At 42.2% G+C, this 16780-nt stretch carries 13 protein-coding genes and 1 tRNA gene; 6 read left to right on the top strand and 8 right to left on the bottom strand.

Translation table 11 applies throughout. From position 1 onward, the window contains the following. Positions 1–303: 303 nt before the first annotated feature. The 8 genes from greA to FLL46_RS05525 all read right to left on the bottom strand — a co-directional run bounded on the left by greA (position 304) and on the right by FLL46_RS05525 (position 10496). On the bottom strand, positions 304–780 hold the full coding sequence (gene greA / locus FLL46_RS05560) for a transcription elongation factor GreA (RefSeq protein ID WP_142892481.1): 477 nt from the start codon (positions 778–780) through the stop codon (positions 304–306). Between the two features lie 13 nt (positions 781–793). After that, positions 794–4012 carry a carbamoyl-phosphate synthase large subunit gene (carB, locus tag FLL46_RS05555; protein ID WP_142892480.1) on the bottom strand — a complete coding sequence of 1073 codons (3219 nt, stop codon included), beginning with the start codon at positions 4010–4012 and terminating at the stop codon, positions 794–796. A gap of 70 nt (positions 4013–4082) precedes the next feature. Beyond that, positions 4083–5234, bottom strand: a complete 1152-nt coding sequence (carA, locus tag FLL46_RS05550) for a glutamine-hydrolyzing carbamoyl-phosphate synthase small subunit (protein ID WP_142892589.1) — start codon at positions 5232–5234, stop codon at positions 4083–4085. A 210-nt stretch (positions 5235–5444) separates the two neighbouring features. After that, positions 5445–5530, bottom strand: a tRNA-Leu gene (locus FLL46_RS05545). Positions 5531–5548: 18 nt separating this feature from the next. Further along, on the bottom strand, positions 5549–6052 hold the full coding sequence (gene secG / locus FLL46_RS05540) for a preprotein translocase subunit SecG (protein WP_142892479.1): 504 nt from the start codon (positions 6050–6052) through the stop codon (positions 5549–5551). Positions 6053–6055: 3 nt separating this feature from the next. Further along, positions 6056–6817, bottom strand: coding sequence for a triose-phosphate isomerase (tpiA, locus tag FLL46_RS05535; protein WP_142892478.1), 762 nt, complete (start codon positions 6815–6817; stop codon positions 6056–6058). Positions 6818–6960: 143 nt separating this feature from the next. Beyond that, a complete protein-coding gene (locus FLL46_RS05530) occupies positions 6961–9060 on the bottom strand; it encodes an EAL domain-containing protein (protein ID WP_142892477.1) in 2100 nt (699 codons plus the stop codon). Beyond that, positions 9060–10496: a YfiR family protein gene (locus FLL46_RS05525; RefSeq protein ID WP_142892476.1), complete on the bottom strand. Its 1437-nt coding sequence runs from the start codon at positions 10494–10496 to the stop codon at positions 9060–9062. The genes FLL46_RS05530 and FLL46_RS05525 overlap by 1 nt, the downstream gene beginning before the upstream one ends. A gap of 395 nt (positions 10497–10891) precedes the next feature. On the opposite strand from FLL46_RS05525, the gene FLL46_RS05520 reads away from it, so the two are divergent. The 6 genes from FLL46_RS05520 to nqrF are packed head-to-tail and all read left to right on the top strand — an operon-like array spanning position 10892 to position 16712. Continuing rightward, complete coding sequence (locus FLL46_RS05520) at positions 10892–12235, top strand: Na(+)-translocating NADH-quinone reductase subunit A (protein ID WP_142892475.1); 1344 nt, start codon at positions 10892–10894, stop codon at positions 12233–12235. Further along, complete coding sequence (locus tag FLL46_RS05515; protein ID WP_142892474.1) at positions 12235–13464, top strand: NADH:ubiquinone reductase (Na(+)-transporting) subunit B; 1230 nt, start codon at positions 12235–12237, stop codon at positions 13462–13464. The genes FLL46_RS05520 and FLL46_RS05515 overlap by 1 nt, the downstream gene beginning before the upstream one ends. Beyond that, entirely contained in the window at positions 13454–14215 is a 762-nt protein-coding gene (locus tag FLL46_RS05510; RefSeq protein WP_142892473.1) for a Na(+)-translocating NADH-quinone reductase subunit C, read from the top strand. Before FLL46_RS05515 ends, FLL46_RS05510 begins: the two co-directional genes overlap by 11 nt. Beyond that, complete coding sequence (locus FLL46_RS05505; protein WP_142892472.1) at positions 14215–14859, top strand: NADH:ubiquinone reductase (Na(+)-transporting) subunit D; 645 nt, start codon at positions 14215–14217, stop codon at positions 14857–14859. Before FLL46_RS05510 ends, FLL46_RS05505 begins: the two co-directional genes overlap by 1 nt. Further along, a complete protein-coding gene (gene nqrE, locus FLL46_RS05500) occupies positions 14859–15467 on the top strand; it encodes an NADH:ubiquinone reductase (Na(+)-transporting) subunit E (protein WP_142892471.1) in 609 nt (202 codons plus the stop codon). The genes FLL46_RS05505 and nqrE overlap by 1 nt, the downstream gene beginning before the upstream one ends. Before the next feature lie 18 nt (positions 15468–15485). Beyond that, a complete protein-coding gene (nqrF, locus tag FLL46_RS05495; RefSeq protein ID WP_142892470.1) occupies positions 15486–16712 on the top strand; it encodes an NADH:ubiquinone reductase (Na(+)-transporting) subunit F in 1227 nt (408 codons plus the stop codon). The last annotated feature ends 68 nt before the right edge of the window (positions 16713–16780 follow it).

Below are 16780 nucleotides of genomic sequence, written 5' to 3'. Positions count from 1 at the left end.
AAAGATACAACTTATTAATATTCAAATTAGATAGGAATTGGCTAGCCTGGTGAAACGACAATTTAATCGGTGACTCGCTTTATGTTGTTTCTGGGGAACTGTTCAAAAAGAGACTTACCTTAATCCCGCTTTTAGAGCATACAAGTCCTATTTCACATTCAGAATTCTATTGTAATCAAGACGCAAAAAAATAATTTGATCTAACTCAATAGAACAACTACAAGCGGTTGCTTGATGAAAGTTGAAGGGCATAAAAAAAGCCTGCGAATTTGCAGGCTTTTTAAATAACTTACGTAAAAATAATCAGATATATTTGACTTCGACAATCTCGTACTCAACATCACCACTAGGCGTTTTTACGACAGTAATATCACCTTCGTCTTTGGCAATAAGTGCGCGAGCTATTGGTGAGTTAACTGAAATTTTATTCAGCTTTAAATCAGCTTCATCATCACCGACAATCTGATAAGTAACTTCCTCGTCTGTATCCAAATTTACTAAATCCAGAGTAGAACCAAAAATAACTTTTCCATTATTTTTAATAGAAGTGACATCAATAATTTGTGCTGTACTTAACTTAGCTTCTATTTCCTGAATTCTTCCTTCGATAAATCCCTGTTGTTCTCTAGCAGCATGGTACTCAGCATTTTCTTTTAAATCACCATGCTCACGAGCCTCAGCAATCGCAGCAACAACACGCGGACGTTGAACTTGCTTTAAATCAGTTAATTCAGTCTGCAGCGCATCAGCGCCTTCTTTAGTCATTGGAGTGAAATTCATTTCTGATACCTTATTATTTTACCAATTGGTGCAACTCTTGCACTGATACAACTTTTTGTCGTGTTTGATGACGAACTGCTTTTGCAGTCGCTAAACCTCCGGCTAAAGTTGTCGTGTAAGCCACCTTATATTGCAACGCTGAACGTCTTATCTGGAATGAATCAGCGACAGCCTGCTTTCCTTCTGTCGTGTTAACAATATAATCAATTTCATCGTTTTTGATCATATCAACCAGATGAGGACGGCCTTCATAAACTTTGTTAACTCGTTGACAGAATACGCCGTCTTGAATCAATTTAGTGGCGGTGCCGCCAGTTGCCAGTATTTCAAAACCACAGTCGATTAACGCTTTGGCCGTTTCCGATAATTTTGCTTTATCTCCATCTTTGACACTTAGAATTGCTTTTCCGCCACGAGGAGCTTGCGAACCACCGCCTAGCTGCGCTTTATAATAAGCCTCTCCAAAAGATTCTCCGACTCCCATAGCCTCACCGGTCGACTTCATTTCAGGCCCTAAGATGGGGTCTGACCCTGGAAACTTATTAAACGGGAAAACAGGCTCTTTAACTGTGAAGAAGTTGGCAGTCAACGCCTCAGTCTCACCTTGCTCTGCTAAACTGCGGCCCGCCATAACGCTCGCCGCAATTTTTGCCAGTGGTCTTCCAGTTGCCTTGGAAACAAAAGGTACCGTACGCGAGGCCCGGGGGTTAACTTCTAAAACATAAATCACTTCACCCTGAATCGCGAATTGAGTATTCATTAAACCACGAACGCCCAATTCCTTGGCCATTGCTTCAATCTGCGAGTGTAATCGTTGCTGAAGCTCCTGACTGAGAGTATGTGGTGGAATACAACAGGCAGAGTCACCAGAGTGAACGCCCGCTTGTTCGATATGTTCCATAATACCGCCGATTAAAACGGTTTCACCGTCGTAAATAGCATCGACATCAACTTCGATGGCATCATCAAGGAATCGATCGAGCAATACCGGTGATTCGTTTGACACTGAAACAGCGTCGCTCATATATCGCCGCAGCTCGTCTTCATTGAAAACAATTTCCATCGCTCTTCCGCCAAGCACATATGACGGCCTGACAACCAATGGATAACCAATTTCATCCGCCAGACGCACCCCATCTTCGAGGTTTTTAGCTGTTCTATTTGGTGGTTGCTTTAACCCAAGTCTCTCAATTGCACGCTGGAATCGTTCTCTATCTTCTGAACGGTCAATGGCATCTGGCGAAGTTCCAATAATTGGAACTCCAGCCGCTTCAAGATCTCTCGCTAACTTTAATGGCGTTTGACCACCGTATTGAACAATTACACCTTTCGGCTTTTCCTTCGCGACAATCTCTAACACATCTTCTAAAGTTACCGGCTCAAAGTAAAGTCGATCAGAAGTATCATAATCGGTAGAAACGGTTTCGGGATTACAGTTAACCATAATCGTTTCATAGCCGTCATCACGCATCGCAAAAGCGGCATGAACACAACAATAGTCAAACTCAATTCCTTGACCGATACGATTTGGCCCGCCACCTAAAATCATAATTTTATCGCGATCACTTGGCTCAGCTTCGCATTCCTCTTCATAAGTAGAATACATATAAGCCGTGTCAGTAGAAAATTCTGCGGCGCAAGTATCTACTCGTTTGTATACCGGAAACAAATCAAAACCGTGGCGCACGCGACGCATTTCTTTTTCGGAAACATCCAACAACTTAGCTAAGCGTCTGTCAGAGAACCCTTTTCGTTTCATCAAACGCAAAGTATCTTTATCGACATGGCCTATCCCAAGCGCCTTGAACTGCTGCTCTAATTTCACGATCTCTTCAATTTGCACTAAAAACCAAGGGTCGATAGCGGTCAACCGGAACACATCTTCAACACTGTATTCCTGGCGAAATGCATCAGCAACATAGTAGATTCTTTCCGCACCGGGCACCTGTAAATTATGGCGCAATCTTTCTTTCCAATCATCTCGCTCTGTGTCGAGGAAGGGATCAAAACCATCAGCACCGGTTTCGAGACCGCGCAAGGCTTTCTGCATCGATTCCTGGAAAGTTCGGCCGATAGCCATTACCTCTCCGACCGATTTCATCTGGGTCGTTAAGGTCGCATCGGCATTTGGAAATTTTTCAAAGTTAAATCGAGGAATTTTAGTCACGACATAATCGATAGTCGGCTCAAATGAGGCCGGTGTTTTCCCGCCGGTAATGTCATTTTGTAGTTCATCCAGGGTGTAGCCTACAGCCAGCTTTGCCGCTATTTTTGCGATAGGGAAGCCGGTCGCTTTTGAAGCAAGTGCTGATGAACGCGAAACTCTCGGGTTCATTTCAATAACGATCATTCGACCATTTTCGGGATTGACCGAAAACTGCACATTAGAACCACCTGTTTCAACACCGATTTCGCGTAAAACCAGCAACGAGGCGTTTCGCATGATCTGGTATTCTTTATCCGTTAAAGTCTGCGCAGGAGCAACGGTAATTGAATCTCCAGTGTGCACACCCATTGGGTCAAGATTTTCAATGGAACAAACGATAATACAGTTATCATTTTTATCTCGAACAACTTCCATTTCGTACTCTTTCCAGCCAATCAATGACTCATCGATTAGAAGTTCACTTGTTGGAGAAAGGTCCAGCCCTCGCATACAAATCTCTTCAAATTCTTCTCGATTGTATGCAATACCACCGCCAGTACCACCCATGGTAAATGAAGGACGAATAATGCACGGAAAGCCAACTTCGTCGAGTACTTTATAAGCATCATCCATTGAATGTGCAATGCCGGCTTTGGGCATGTCTAATCCAATTTTACGCATCGCTCGAGCAAATTGTTCGCGATCTTCAGCTTTATCGATTGCTTCACGAGTTGCGCCAACCATTTCTACTTCATGAATTTCTAATACGCCACGAGAGGCCAAATCCAGTGCACAGTTAAGCGCAGTCTGCCCGCCCATTGTCGGCAAAATTGCATCAGGTTTCTCTTTTTCGATTATTTTGGCAACCACTTCCCAATGCAAGGGTTCAATATAAGTCGCATCGGCCATCTCTGGATCAGTCATGATGGTCGCAGGGTTTGAGTTCACCAGAATAACCCGATACCCCTCTTCTTTTAATGCCTTACATGCTTGAGCGCCAGAATAATCAAACTCACACGCCTGACCAATAATTATTGGCCCAGCCCCTAAAATTAAGATACTTTTAATATCGTCGCGTTTTGGCATTCACTCTTACCGTTTTAACAAAAGTTTTAATCTGAAACTTACTACTTTTCGTTTACACACTACTTTAGGATTAGTTTTTCCGCGCACTCATCAGTTCGATAAAACGCTCAAACAAAGGCGCAACATCATGCGGCCCAGGGCTCGCTTCTGGATGTCCCTGAAAACTAAACGCTGGTTTATTGGTCAACTCAATACCTTGCAAACTTCCATCAAACAGAGACTTATGAGTCACTTTAATATGAGCAGGTAGTGATTTTTCATCAACTGCGAATCCGTGATTTTGACTAGTAATCATAACGGTTTTGTCAGCAACATTTTCAACAGGATGATTTGCGCCATGGTGGCCAAATTTCATTTTCACTGTTTGCGCTCCGCTAGCCAAAGCAAGCAATTGGTGTCCCAAACAAATACCAAATATAGGAATATCAGTTTCAAGGAACGTTTTGATAGCATCAATTGCATAATCACATGGTTCGGGATCGCCTGGACCGTTAGATAAGAAAATTCCATCGGGCGACATAGCTAAAACTTCATCTGCGCTCGTTTGAGCAGGCACAACAGTTAGCCGGCATCCCCTGTCAGAAAGCATTCTTAAGATATTCTTTTTAACACCGAAATCATAAGCAACCACATGGAATTTTTCGTCAGAATCGTCCAATTGTCGATGACCCTGGCCCAACTGCCAAGTTCCTTCAAACCAATTGTATGTTTCCTTGGAACTGACTTCTTTGGCCAAATCCATTCCTTTTAATCCTGCAAACTTTTTCGCTTGCTCCAGTGCTTCAGCCTCGTCAATGCTTTCTCCAGCAATTAAACAACCTGACTGGGCACCTTTATCGCGTAAAATTCGGGTGAGACGGCGTGTATCAATATCTGAAATACCAACAATATTATTATCCTGCAGGTACTGAGAAAGTGTTTTTTCGCTGCGCCAGTTGCTCTGTTGCAGAGGCAAATCTCGAATAATTAATGCGGCAGCCCAGATATTACCTGATTCTTCGTCTTCTGAATTAATCCCGGTATTACCAATATGTGGGTAGGTTAAGGTAACCATTTGTTTGGCGTAGGATGGATCAGTCAAAATTTCCTGGTAACCCGTCATAGCAGTGTTAAAAACCACTTCTCCAACAGACATGCCATCTGCACCAATAGATTTACCATGAAAAATACTACCATCTTCAAGAACAAGAACAGCAGCTTTTAACGCTGCGGATTGAGACATTGCTGGTTGAGACAAGACACCCTCCGGCTATAAAACAGATACTAAAAAGCGGAAAAGTCTAATAATCTCTTCCGCTTTCTATACTTAAATATGGGGATTTCGCTTGATTGCAGCAAAATCGACGTATTTTACGCGATTAACTCGCTGATTGTCCAATCGATAATGAGAAATCAGCTATAAAAAAACCGCCTTAAAAGGCGGTTTTTTAATTGGTGCCGAAGGCCGGACTTGAACCGGCACGACCGTAGGTCACTACCCCCTCAAGATAGCGTGTCTACCAATTCCACCACTTCGGCATAAACACATCTCAAGACTTATTTATCAGTTTCGTCTTCTTTCTTTTCTTCTTTTTTAGCAACTTCTTCAGTTTTTTCTTCAACCTTAGCTTTTGCCTTATCGATATCAGATTCAACTTTAGATTGAGCGTCTTTCAGTTTTTCTTCTGCGGTAGTAGCGTCTTGTTTTTGCTCAGTTGGAGCAACTTCAGCTTCTAGACCACCTTCTGTTGTGGGTAATTCTGCTTCTAAACTTTTAGGCGCTGCTTCTTGCTCAGTAATCACTTCATCAATGACAGAATCAGTTTCAACCGTTGGCTTCGATTTCATAAAACTTATTCCAAGCGCTATGGCGAAAAACAGAATAGCCAAAACGGTTGTTGTTTTTGTCAAAACATTACCTGATCCTGCGGCCCCAAAAACAGTGTTAGCACCACCGGCACCAAAAGAAGCGCCCATCTCTGCCCCTTTTCCCTGTTGTAAGAGAATAATACCGATTAAGGCAATTGAGACAACTAAGTAAATAATTAATATAATTTCCATTGTTTATCCTGCGACGGAATAAATTTTCAAAAAATCTTCAGCTTTCAAAGAAGCACCACCAATCAATCCACCGTCAATATCTGGTTGTGCTAGTAATTCGCTAGCGTTGGCGGCGTTCATACTACCACCATACAAAATCTGTAAATTTTTGGCAATCTGAGCATTTTTCTCAGCTAGCCATACACGCAAACTATGATGTACTTCTTGCGCTTGTTCCGGAGTCGCTGTACGCCCAGTACCAATTGCCCAAATAGGCTCATAAGCGATACAAGCATCAGCAAATGCTTCAATACCCACTTCATCGATAACAGCCTGGCATTGCTCCTTCAATACATCGAAAGTAACCCCTTGTTCTCTTTGAGCCAACGACTCACCGATACATAGTATGGGCTTGATTCCATGTTTTAAAGCGCCAGCAAACTTTTTTGCGACAATTTCATCTGTATTCGCGAACATTTCGCGCCTTTCAGAATGACCAACTAATAAGTATTTCACCTGATAATCGGCCAGCATGCTTATGCTGATTTCTCCGGTGAAAGCCCCAGAATCTTGCCAGTAAGCATCCTGAGCACCGAGTAACACATGTGAATTTACCGCCAGCTTTCCAATATCAGCTAAATGAATATTGGGCACACAAATAAGAATTTGCGCTGATTCCTTTTCTTCTGAAGATGCAACAACTGCACTTGCTAATTGAATTGCCTCGCTTCGAGAACAATTCATTTTCCAATTTCCAGCGATGAACTTTCTTCGAGTGTCACTCATAACCAATCTGAATTCGCTTGGCGTAACTTAAAAAGGGCGCAAATCTTACCTGACAAAAGGAGGATATACAAGATCTTGATAACATTTACAGAAAAATAACTTGGAGTTAGATTCGTTTACTCAGGCCTGCCCAATGGCGCAGCCTAGCTCACTGACTCATTAACATTACAGTCTGTATCGACACGTTTTTTTAAAAAATCAGTAAACTCTTGATAATTCAGTGGCCTGGAAAAGTGATAACCCTGAATATCATCGCAATTATTTTGCGCCAAAAACTCTTTTTGCTGGGCTGTCTCAACCCCTTCAGCAATTACTTCTAATCTCAGGCTTTTCGCCATCGAAATAATTGCCAGAGTAATTGCAGTATCATCAGCATCGACAACCAACTCATCAATAAACGATCGATCAATTTTTAACGCATCTAATGGAAATCGTCTTAAATAAGACAACGAGGAATAACCGGTGCCAAAGTCATCAATGGCAATTCGGATTTGCATTTCTTTCAGCCGCTCCAGAATATCAATTGCCTGGCTGACATCGCGCATCAACATACTTTCGGTAATTTCAACTTCTAGTAATCTGGGCGGAATACGATGAGATTGCATGACACTAGCGATTGATTCAGGCAAATCAACTTGACGAAATTGCAGTGCAGAAAGGTTAACCGCTAACCGAATATCAATGCCTTCTTTTTGGCACTCCGCGATTTTCGCGCAAGCATTATCAAGTACCCAGGCCCCAATTTCCTTAATTAAGCCAGTATTTTCAGCTATTGGCACAAATTCAGCGGGAGAAATATTACCTAATATCGGGTGATGCCAGCGCAGTAACACTTCAGCACCGATGACTTTATTTGCTTTAATGTTAAGTTGTGGCTGAAACACCAGGCTTAACTCTTCATTTTTTATTGCCTGGCGTAGCTCGTTAGCCAATTGATGTCGACGAATAGCCAGCTGATTAAGTTCTGCCTCATAAAATTCGTAGGTATTACGTCCCACTTCTTTCGCTTTATACATTGCCGCGTCGGCAGCTTTCATTAACGAATCAACATCCGCACCGTCATTTGGAAACATACACACACCGACGCTGACAGTTGTGTTAACTTCATAGTTAGACAATCTGAACGGCGCTTCAAAACTACTGACAATTTTTTCAACAATTGTAATCACATCTTCTGTATCACGAATTTCATTCAAAATAATGACAAACTCGTCCCCACCCAATCTCGCGAGAGTATCTTCACTTCGAATCTTTTCTAATAACCGCTGGCTGGTAGCTTTTAACAACTGATCACCCACCGCGTGCCCAAGGGAGTCGTTAACATCTTTAAAGTGGTCTAAATCAAGAAAGAGTATCGAAACCATGGTGCTGGTTCGCGAGGCTCTTTTTAAAGCATATTTGATTCGATCCATACACAAAGCGCGATTGGGAAGCTGAGTGAGCGAGTCGTAATTCGCAAGGTACTGCAAATCCTTTACTGCTCGCTCTAATCTCTTTTTATTTAGCTGCAGCGCCTCATTAGCAGAATCCCGCTCTTTTTGGTTTAACTCAATTGTTTCCAACATTTGGTTAAATGAGCGGGCCAGAGAGCCAATTTCATCTTCGCCGTAGTATGGCACTCGTATCGCGTAATTGCCGCTTCCACTGACCTTGCGGCTAATATCTTCCAGTTCAACCAACGGACCAGAGATCATTCGTTGCATTCTCAGGGAAATCAAATACACCAGAAAAAGTAATGCAATCACAATCACAATACTCATCAAGGTAAAGGCTTGAATTTTCGAATAAAACTTCTCGGTAGAAATTTTTAAGTAGACAATTCCTGAATATTCGCCATCTTGTTGCTGCAGTATTGGTGACCAAACATAAAGACGATCACCACCCCAGATTGCATGTTTTTCGCTTTTATATTCAGCTTCGCTAATATAAAACTCAGTGTTGTCTTCATCTCTAACAGCCATGATATGGCCAGTGTTATCAAAAATGGCAGCACCAAACTGGCCACTAAGCACAGCGGAGTTAAGAACTTTTTTCAATACTTCTTTCGAGCCAAGGCTCACAGGAACCGCCGCGTTAGTCGCAAGCAACCCAGCTTGCGTTTCTGCATCAGCAATTAATGCTTCTTGACTGGTTTGATAATAATTAACGCCTATTCCCAGCATACCGACGGCCAGTGAGCCCGCGGACATCAATAGGATAATCGCGATTAATTTCGAACGAATAGATTGTCCCAGATTAATCATTAAAGATTTCCTCCAATCACAACACCAGACTCAATGAGTGTTTTTTGAGGGACAAAACCGGCTCCTCGTAAATTGGCCGAAAATAATTCAAAAGTAAACCGTTTGGCAGCAACCAGTAAATTGTAGTGAATACCAAACTCTGCGGCATCTCGCCGACTAGTTATTAATAAAGTAGACTTTTCTTCAGATTTTGAAAATAATTTGGCAATTTCATCTGAATCAATATCGACAAAAAGTACCGCGTTGCAAGCCTTCATGCCATCTTCTGAGATAATCGAAGTCAGTTTAATCTTCTGAGTTCTTGTTTTGAAAACAGGTAAAAAGTACCGAATGGCATCATATTCTTTTTCACCACGATAAATACATAAATTAACTGTCGATAATTTAGGTTCCTCGCCAGGCCAGTTTGTCTGCTGAATCAAATTGATAAGCAGCTGAGTAAAAATAGGAAAATCTTTTTCAATAACAACTGCAGAATTAAATAACTGAAAATGCGGTGAATGCCCGGTCTGTTCAAAGGCAAATAAGTTGATTTCAAAGCGGTGATTTTGCTCATTTTGCAATGGCACTAAATTATAGTGGGTTCCCTTCTCACCAAACGATTGGGCGTTACCTATTAACAATCCCCCTAACTTGTCCCGATGATAGACCAGCTCGCGCAGTTTCCCTTCATCAGCTTCTCCTAGAATAAGTGCATGGCATTTTTTGGCGTCTTCGACCTTTGATATCTTACTGGTCTGAACGGACCTCCCTTTTATCGACTTATCATTCAAAAGAAACTCTGAATAAACGCTGAAAACATCGCTCTGGAATGAGCATAGAACAAACGGTCCGTCAATTTCACCAGGCCATTCGGTATAATTGATCAAAGAACGCATCAGCTGGGTTTTGCGCTCTGTAGAATTGTTGACAATTTTACCAAGTGAAAAAATCTCCAGCGGAGGTTTGTGCTGAGTCTGGACAAAAGCATCCGGGTTCAGCTCAAAGTCGAAATCATTACTTTTTCCGATATAAAGGCCCAAGTGTGCTCCTCTATCGGCATAACCTCGCCCCTCTGCGACCAAAAGCGCGCCATTGGCGGCGTTATTTTTAATAAACCATGAGAACTCACTATTTGAAGGCTTGTTCATGTAAACAACATGACACGAAACTGCATTGCTTCTATCTGTCATATTTTTTACAACAATAGGAACATTGCGGATTGATAACCCATTGAGATTTTTACTGAAATGTCCATAGGAGGGATAATGATCAAAAACACACAATCGAAATTCACGAGACGACTTTTGTGCAAATATCTCCTGACGCCAATCTATTTGACTCACAAGCCTGGCAACAATTAAAGAGCGTGCAATGTTTTCGTTAGCTTTATCGACACCAACTGCCGGCTTGCAAATCCCTACCAAGCAAATAAAAACTAGCGTAGCTTTTTTCAAAGCAAAAACACCCCAAAATCCATGATGGATAACAATATGTTAGACATACGCCCCGTTAACTTAGAATGACTATTCGACTCGAATTATTATGTTATCAGTATAGATTAAATTGACTGATAATGCGGTACTGCACTTATATTATCATTATTTCTCATATAAAAATGATGTTTTTTCTGGTCAATTATCAGTCTGACCCCGTATAATACGCGCGCCAAAAATTGGCTTGGGAGATAACAACTCAGGTCAATAGAAATACTGAAGTATATTTTGGCAGCAATACGTCTTTTTATCACCACCCCTTAATCTGCTGATATAGCACTTGTTTTGAGGCAGGAATGGTGGTTTTAAACTATATTAGACGTTTAAATTCAACTTTTTTTACCACTGAAAATTCTATGATCAAAATACGCGAAGGTCTGGATCTTCCGATTAGCGGAAGCCCTAAACAAGAAATTCTTGATGGACCCGCAGTTTCAGAGGTTGCAGTACTAGGTGAAGACTACCTGGGGATGAAACCTTCGATGAAGGTCCGTGTTGGCGACAAAGTCAAATGCGGTGATGAAATCTTTGTCGATAAAAAGACTGCTGGTGTAATTTATACGGCTCCTGCAAGCGGCACAGTTAAAGCTATTAACCGCGGTGCAAAGCGTAAACTTCTCTCCGTAGTAATTGGTGTTGAAGGTGATGACTATAAAGAATTCGCCAAATATGACGCAGCTCAATTACCTCAACTCAGCCGAGAGGAAGTCGTCAGTAACATTGTGGCGTCTGGTTTATGGCCAAGCTTCAGGACTCGCCCACAGAGCAAAGCACCAACAATTGACAGCGAGCCTGCTGCTATTTTTGTGTCTGTTATGGACACCAACCCACTAGCCGCAGACCCAATGGTCATTATCGAGCCACAAATCGAGGCCTTTAACCATGGCCTGACCATTATCAAACATTTGACTAACGGTGAACTATTTGTTGGCTTCGACGCCACCAAAGATCACGATCTGGCACAAAATCCGCTCGCCAACTATCATGGTTTTAGCGGTGTTCATCCTGCTGGTAATGTCGGAACCCACATTCACTTTTTGAAACCAGTGAATGAAAATCGAACCGTCTGGCATATTGGTTATCAAGATGTTATTGCCATTGGTAAATTATTCACCAAGGGCAGACTCTCCACCGATCGCGTCATTTCTTTAGCTGGTCCTCTGGTCAAACAACCAGGCCTAATCAGAACTCGAGTTGGAGCTAATATTGAACAGCTAGTTGCGGGCAATATTGAAGAAACTGATGAACGAATTATTTCTGGCTCAGTTTTCAATGGCCATATCGCAGTTCACCATCGGGCTTACCTGGGTAAATTTCACAATCAGATTTCGGTAATCGCTGAAGGTCGCGAAAAAGAATTCTTTGGCTGGATACACCTCGGCGTTGATAAGTTTTCTGTGACCAACGCGTTTGTTTCGCACTTAAACGCTAGCAAAAGATTTAACTTTACGACAACAACCGGTGGTAGCGAACGAGCGATTATGCCGATTGGCACCTACGAGCAAGTCATGCCATGGGATATTCTGCCAACCCAACTACTAAGAGCCTTGGTAACGGGTGATACAGATACCGCCCAACAGTTAGGTTGCCTGGAATTTGACGAAGAAGACCTGGCGCTTTGTACTTTTGTCTGTCCCGGCAAGTACGAGTACGGTCCTATCCTTAGGGATGTACTCACCACGATTGAGAAGGAAGGTTAATGAAAGGTTTAAGAGAATATATAGAACACCTTGAACCTCATTTTGAGAAAGGTGGTAAATACGAAAAATGGTATGCGCTTTATGAAGCGGTAACGACCATTTTTTACACTCCCGGACATGTGACCAAAAATGCGTCACACGTTCGCGATAACATTGATCTTAAACGAATTATGATTTTCGTTTGGGCTTGCACATTCCCAGCTATGTTCTGGGGTATGTATAACGTTGGTTACCAGGCTGTTGACGCAATGAGCGTGACAGGCGCAACTTCTCTTGAAGGATGGCGTGGCTGGGTAATGGGCTTATTCGGTGCTGAATATTCCAAAGATGTTTTAAGCTCAATGTTCATCGGCGCACTTTACTTTATCCCTATTTATGCAACGGCATTTATCGTCGGTGGTTTTTGGGAAGTTGTATTTGCCTCTGTACGCGGTCACGAAATTAACGAAGGTTTTTTCGTCACTTCTATCTTATTTGCGTTAATTCTCCCGCCCGATATCCCACTTTGGCAGGTAGCCCTGGGTATTAGCTTTGGCGTTGTAGTAGCTAAAGAAGTCTTTGGCGGCACTGGGAAAAACTTTTTAAATCCAGCATTAGCCGGTCGAGCTTTCTTGTTTTTCGCCTACCCTGGCGACATGTCCGGTCAGGTATGGAATATTGTTGACGGTTACTCTGGCGCCACGCCCCTGGCAGCAGCGACAACTGGTTCTATGAAAGAATTATTCGAGATGCCTTTCTTCGAAGCCATTAGCAGTACTCAATGGCAAGACGCATTCCTTGGTTTCCTGCCCGGTTCTATTGGAGAAGTCTCAACCCTGATGATTTTAATTGGTGGTCTTGCGCTGGTTTACTGCAAAATTGCATCTTGGAGAATTATTGTCGGTGTAATGATTGGAATGGTAGCTACGACGTTACTCTTCAATTCTATTGGTAGCGATACCAATCATATGTTTGCAATGCCCTGGCACTGGCACTTAGTCACCGGCGGTTTTGCATTTGGTATGATGTTTATGGCAACTGACCCGGTTTCAGCTTCCCTGACCAATAAGGGTAAATTCTATTTTGGTGCCTTAATCGGCATTATGTGTATCATGATTCGCGTCGCTAACCCAGCTTACCCAGAAGGTATGATGCTGGCGATTTTATTTGCTAACTTGTTTGCTCCTCTGATTGATCACTTCGTTGTTCAGGCAAACATTAAGCGGAGGGCTAAACGATATGTCAGCTAACAACGATACTTTTTTCAAAACCATTATCGTCGCTGTTGCACTTTGCTTAGTGTGCTCGATTTTAGTTTCCGGAACTGCGATCTCTTTAAAAGAGCAACAAAAAGCTAACGCATCACTCGACAAAAAGAAAAACATTCTTGTCGCAGCAAACATGTATCAAAAAGATATAGATATTAGCGAAGCTTTTAAGAACTTTGAAAGACGATTTGTTGATCTGGAAACAGGAAAATTTGTTGAAGTAACCAATCCAGAATCTTTCGATCAGCGTCAGATGGCAAAAGATCCTGACAATAGTATTGCTATTGAAAAAGACGAAGCCAAAATCAATCGTCGTTCAAAAGTTGCTTCTATTTATCTCGTTAAAGATGCAGATAAAGTGAAAACAATCATTTTACCAATCCACGGTAGCGGTTTATTTTCGACGCTTTACGGTTTTGTCGCTTTAGAAGCGGATAAACAAACCGTCGTTGGCCTCAAGTTTTATGAGCACGGCGAAACCCCGGGTTTAGGCGGAGAAGTAGACAATTTAAAATGGTTAGCTAGTTGGCCGGGGAAAAAACTCTTAGATGCTAATGGCAAACTCGCTCTTTCTTTAGTTAAAGGCGGCGCCAGCAAAGATACCGAAATAGACGCTCTTTCTGGAGCAACGATGACAACAGATGGCATTAATAATATGTTGTCTTACTGGCTAGGTGAAGATGGGTTCGGTCCATTCTTAGCTCGCTTAGATGTTGATAAGGGAGAAGCATAATGACCACTGCAACTCTAGATGCAAAAGAAATTAAAAGTGTAATCACATCGCCAATTGCGGATAACAATCCGATCGCATTGCAAATATTGGGTGTGTGTTCTGCGCTGGCAGTAACCGGTAAAGTTGAAACAGCGTTAGTTATGAGTGTGGCATTGACAGTGGTTTGCGCATTTTCAAACTTACTTATCAGTGTTATTCGTTCGCAGATTCCATCAAGTATTCGAATCATAGTGCAAATGACGATTATCGCGTCGCTAGTAATTATGGTCGATCAAATCTTGAAAGCCTTCGTTTATGAAACAGCGAAACAAATGGCTGTTTATGTCGGATTGATTATTACCAACTGTATCGTCATGGGTCGAGCCGAAGCATACGCGATGAAAAATGGTCCGGTAATGAGCTTTTTCGATGGTGTCGGAAACGGTTTAGGATACTCCGCTATTTTGGTTGCGGTTGCTGTCGTGCGTGAACTATTTGGCTCGGGTAGCATTCTTGGTTTCACCATTCTTTCGCCGATTAACGATGGCGGCTGGTATCCAACCAATGGTTTATTGTTATTACCACCAAGCGCATTCTTTATCATCGGATTTATAATCTGGGCACTTCGTACCTGGAAGCCAGCACAAGTAGAGGAAACTAACTAATGGAAGAATTGATTAGTTTATTTATCCGTGCCGTATTCGTTGAGAATATTGCTCTATCTGCCTTCTTGGGTATGTGTACCTTTTTGGCTGTCTCGAAAAAAATTCAAACCGCTATCGGTTTGGGTATTGCGGTCATAGTTGTTCAAACAATTACCGTTCCAGTTAATAACTTGCTTTATACCTACTTACTGCAGGAAGGCGCGCTAAGTTGGGCTGGTATGCCAGAAACAGATTTAAGTTTCTTAGGTTTGATTGTTTACATTGGCGTTATTGCTGCAATGGTACAAATATTAGAGATGTTCTTAGATAAATTTTTACCAGCACTTTATCAAGCACTCGGAATATTCTTACCTTTGATTACCGTTAATTGCGCAATCTTAGGTGGCAGCTTGTTTATGATTCAACGTGAATACGATTTTGCGGAGTCAGTAGTTTACGGTGTTGGCAGCGGATTTGGATGGGCGTTAGCTATCGCAGCGCTTGCCGGTATTCGTGAAAAAATGAAGTATAGCGATGTTCCGGATGGTCTACGTGGCCTTGGAATTACTTTTATCACCGTTGGCTTAATGGCACTCGCCTTTATGTCATTCTCCGGCGTTCAGCTTTAATAGAAGGAAATTAAGACTATGCAAGAAATTATTGTTAGCGTTTCCATGTTCACGCTGGTGATCCTGGCGCTAGTATTGATTATTTTGGCGGCTAAAAAAGGCTTGGTCTCAAGTGGTGATGTGAAAATCAGCATCAATGGTGACGAAGATAAATCGATGACCACAAGTGCAGGTGGAAAGCTCCTTGGCGCTCTCGCCAATAGCGGTATTTTTGTTCCGTCAGCCTGTGGCGGTGGTGGTACATGTGGTCAGTGTTTATGTAAAGTTAGTTCTGGCGGTGGTTCATTGCTACCTACTGAAGAAGGCCATATCAATAAGCGTGAAGCACGTGAAGGTTATCGTCTTTCCTGTCAGGTTAATGTCAAACAAGACATGGAAATTGAATTGCCTGAAGAAGTTTTTGGTGTGCAGAAGTGGGAATGTGAAGTTATCTCTAACGATAACAAAGCAACCTTCATCAAAGAACTAAAACTTAAACTACCTGAAGGCGAAAGTGTTCCATTCAGAGCCGGTGGTTATATTCAAATTGAATGCCCGCCACACAAACTGAAGTATAGCGAATTTGATGTAGACCCAGAATACCACCCAGACTGGGATCACTTTAAATTATGGGATGTCGAATCAGAAGTTAAAGAGTCAGTAACTCGCGCTTATTCGATGGCAAACTATCCAGAAGAAAAAGGCATTATCATGCTCAACGTGCGTATCGCTTCGCCGCCACCACGTAACATGAGTCTACCAGCCGGTAAGATGTCTTCGTACATTTTTAACTTAAAGCCGGGCGACAAAGTAACGATTTCAGGTCCTTATGGAGAGTTTTTTGCCAAAGAAACCAAAAATGAAATGGTCTTTATCGGTGGTGGTGCTGGTATGGCGCCGATGCGTTCACATATCTTCGATCAGTTCAAACGTTTGGACACCGATAGAAAAGTTTCTTTCTGGTATGGTGCTCGTAGCAAGCGAGAAATGTTTTATGTTGAAGATTTTGATGGTATCGCAAAAGACAACGAAAATTTTGAATGGCATGTAGCGCTCTCAGACCCAATGCCTGAAGACAATTGGGAAGGCTACACTGGTTTTATTCACAACGTCCTTTATGAAAACTATTTAAAAGATCATGAAGCACCTGAAGATTGCGAATATTACATGTGTGGACCACCGATGATGAACGCGGCAGTCATTAAAATGCTCGAAGATCTTGGTGTCGAAAGAGACAACATATTCCTCGATGATTTTGGTGGGTAAACCGACTAAAAAGGGCAGTTATTACTGCCCTTTTTATCGCTCTGATTTCTAGTCTTTATCTGTGAATA

This window comes from Aliikangiella coralliicola (assembly GCF_007004725.1).
GTDB lineage: Bacteria > Pseudomonadota > Gammaproteobacteria > Enterobacterales > Kangiellaceae > Aliikangiella > Aliikangiella coralliicola.
Note: the sequence above shows the minus strand (reverse complement) of the source record. Positions and strands in the feature narration are given on the sequence as shown.

What these genes read in the sequence shown, in the direction of transcription:
- greA (WP_142892481.1), bottom strand. Translation starts at nt 780, where the DNA reads ATGAATTTCACTCCAATGACTAAAGAAGGCGCTGATGCGCTGCAGACT.
- carB (WP_142892480.1), bottom strand. Translation starts at nt 4,012, where the DNA reads ATGCCAAAACGCGACGATATTAAAAGTATCTTAATTTTAGGGGCTGGG.
- carA (WP_142892589.1), bottom strand. Translation starts at nt 5,234, where the DNA reads ATGTCTCAATCCGCAGCGTTAAAAGCTGCTGTTCTTGTTCTTGAAGAT.
- secG (WP_142892479.1), bottom strand. Translation starts at nt 6,052, where the DNA reads ATGGAAATTATATTAATTATTTACTTAGTTGTCTCAATTGCCTTAATC.
- tpiA (WP_142892478.1), bottom strand. Translation starts at nt 6,817, where the DNA reads ATGAGTGACACTCGAAGAAAGTTCATCGCTGGAAATTGGAAAATGAAT.
- FLL46_RS05530 (WP_142892477.1), bottom strand. Translation starts at nt 9,060, where the DNA reads ATGATTAATCTGGGACAATCTATTCGTTCGAAATTAATCGCGATTATC.
- FLL46_RS05520 (WP_142892475.1), top strand. Translation starts at nt 10,892, where the DNA reads ATGATCAAAATACGCGAAGGTCTGGATCTTCCGATTAGCGGAAGCCCT.
- FLL46_RS05515 (WP_142892474.1), top strand. Translation starts at nt 12,235, where the DNA reads ATGAAAGGTTTAAGAGAATATATAGAACACCTTGAACCTCATTTTGAG.
- FLL46_RS05510 (WP_142892473.1), top strand. Translation starts at nt 13,454, where the DNA reads ATGTCAGCTAACAACGATACTTTTTTCAAAACCATTATCGTCGCTGTT.
- FLL46_RS05505 (WP_142892472.1), top strand. Translation starts at nt 14,215, where the DNA reads ATGACCACTGCAACTCTAGATGCAAAAGAAATTAAAAGTGTAATCACA.
- nqrE (WP_142892471.1), top strand. Translation starts at nt 14,859, where the DNA reads ATGGAAGAATTGATTAGTTTATTTATCCGTGCCGTATTCGTTGAGAAT.
- nqrF (WP_142892470.1), top strand. Translation starts at nt 15,486, where the DNA reads ATGCAAGAAATTATTGTTAGCGTTTCCATGTTCACGCTGGTGATCCTG.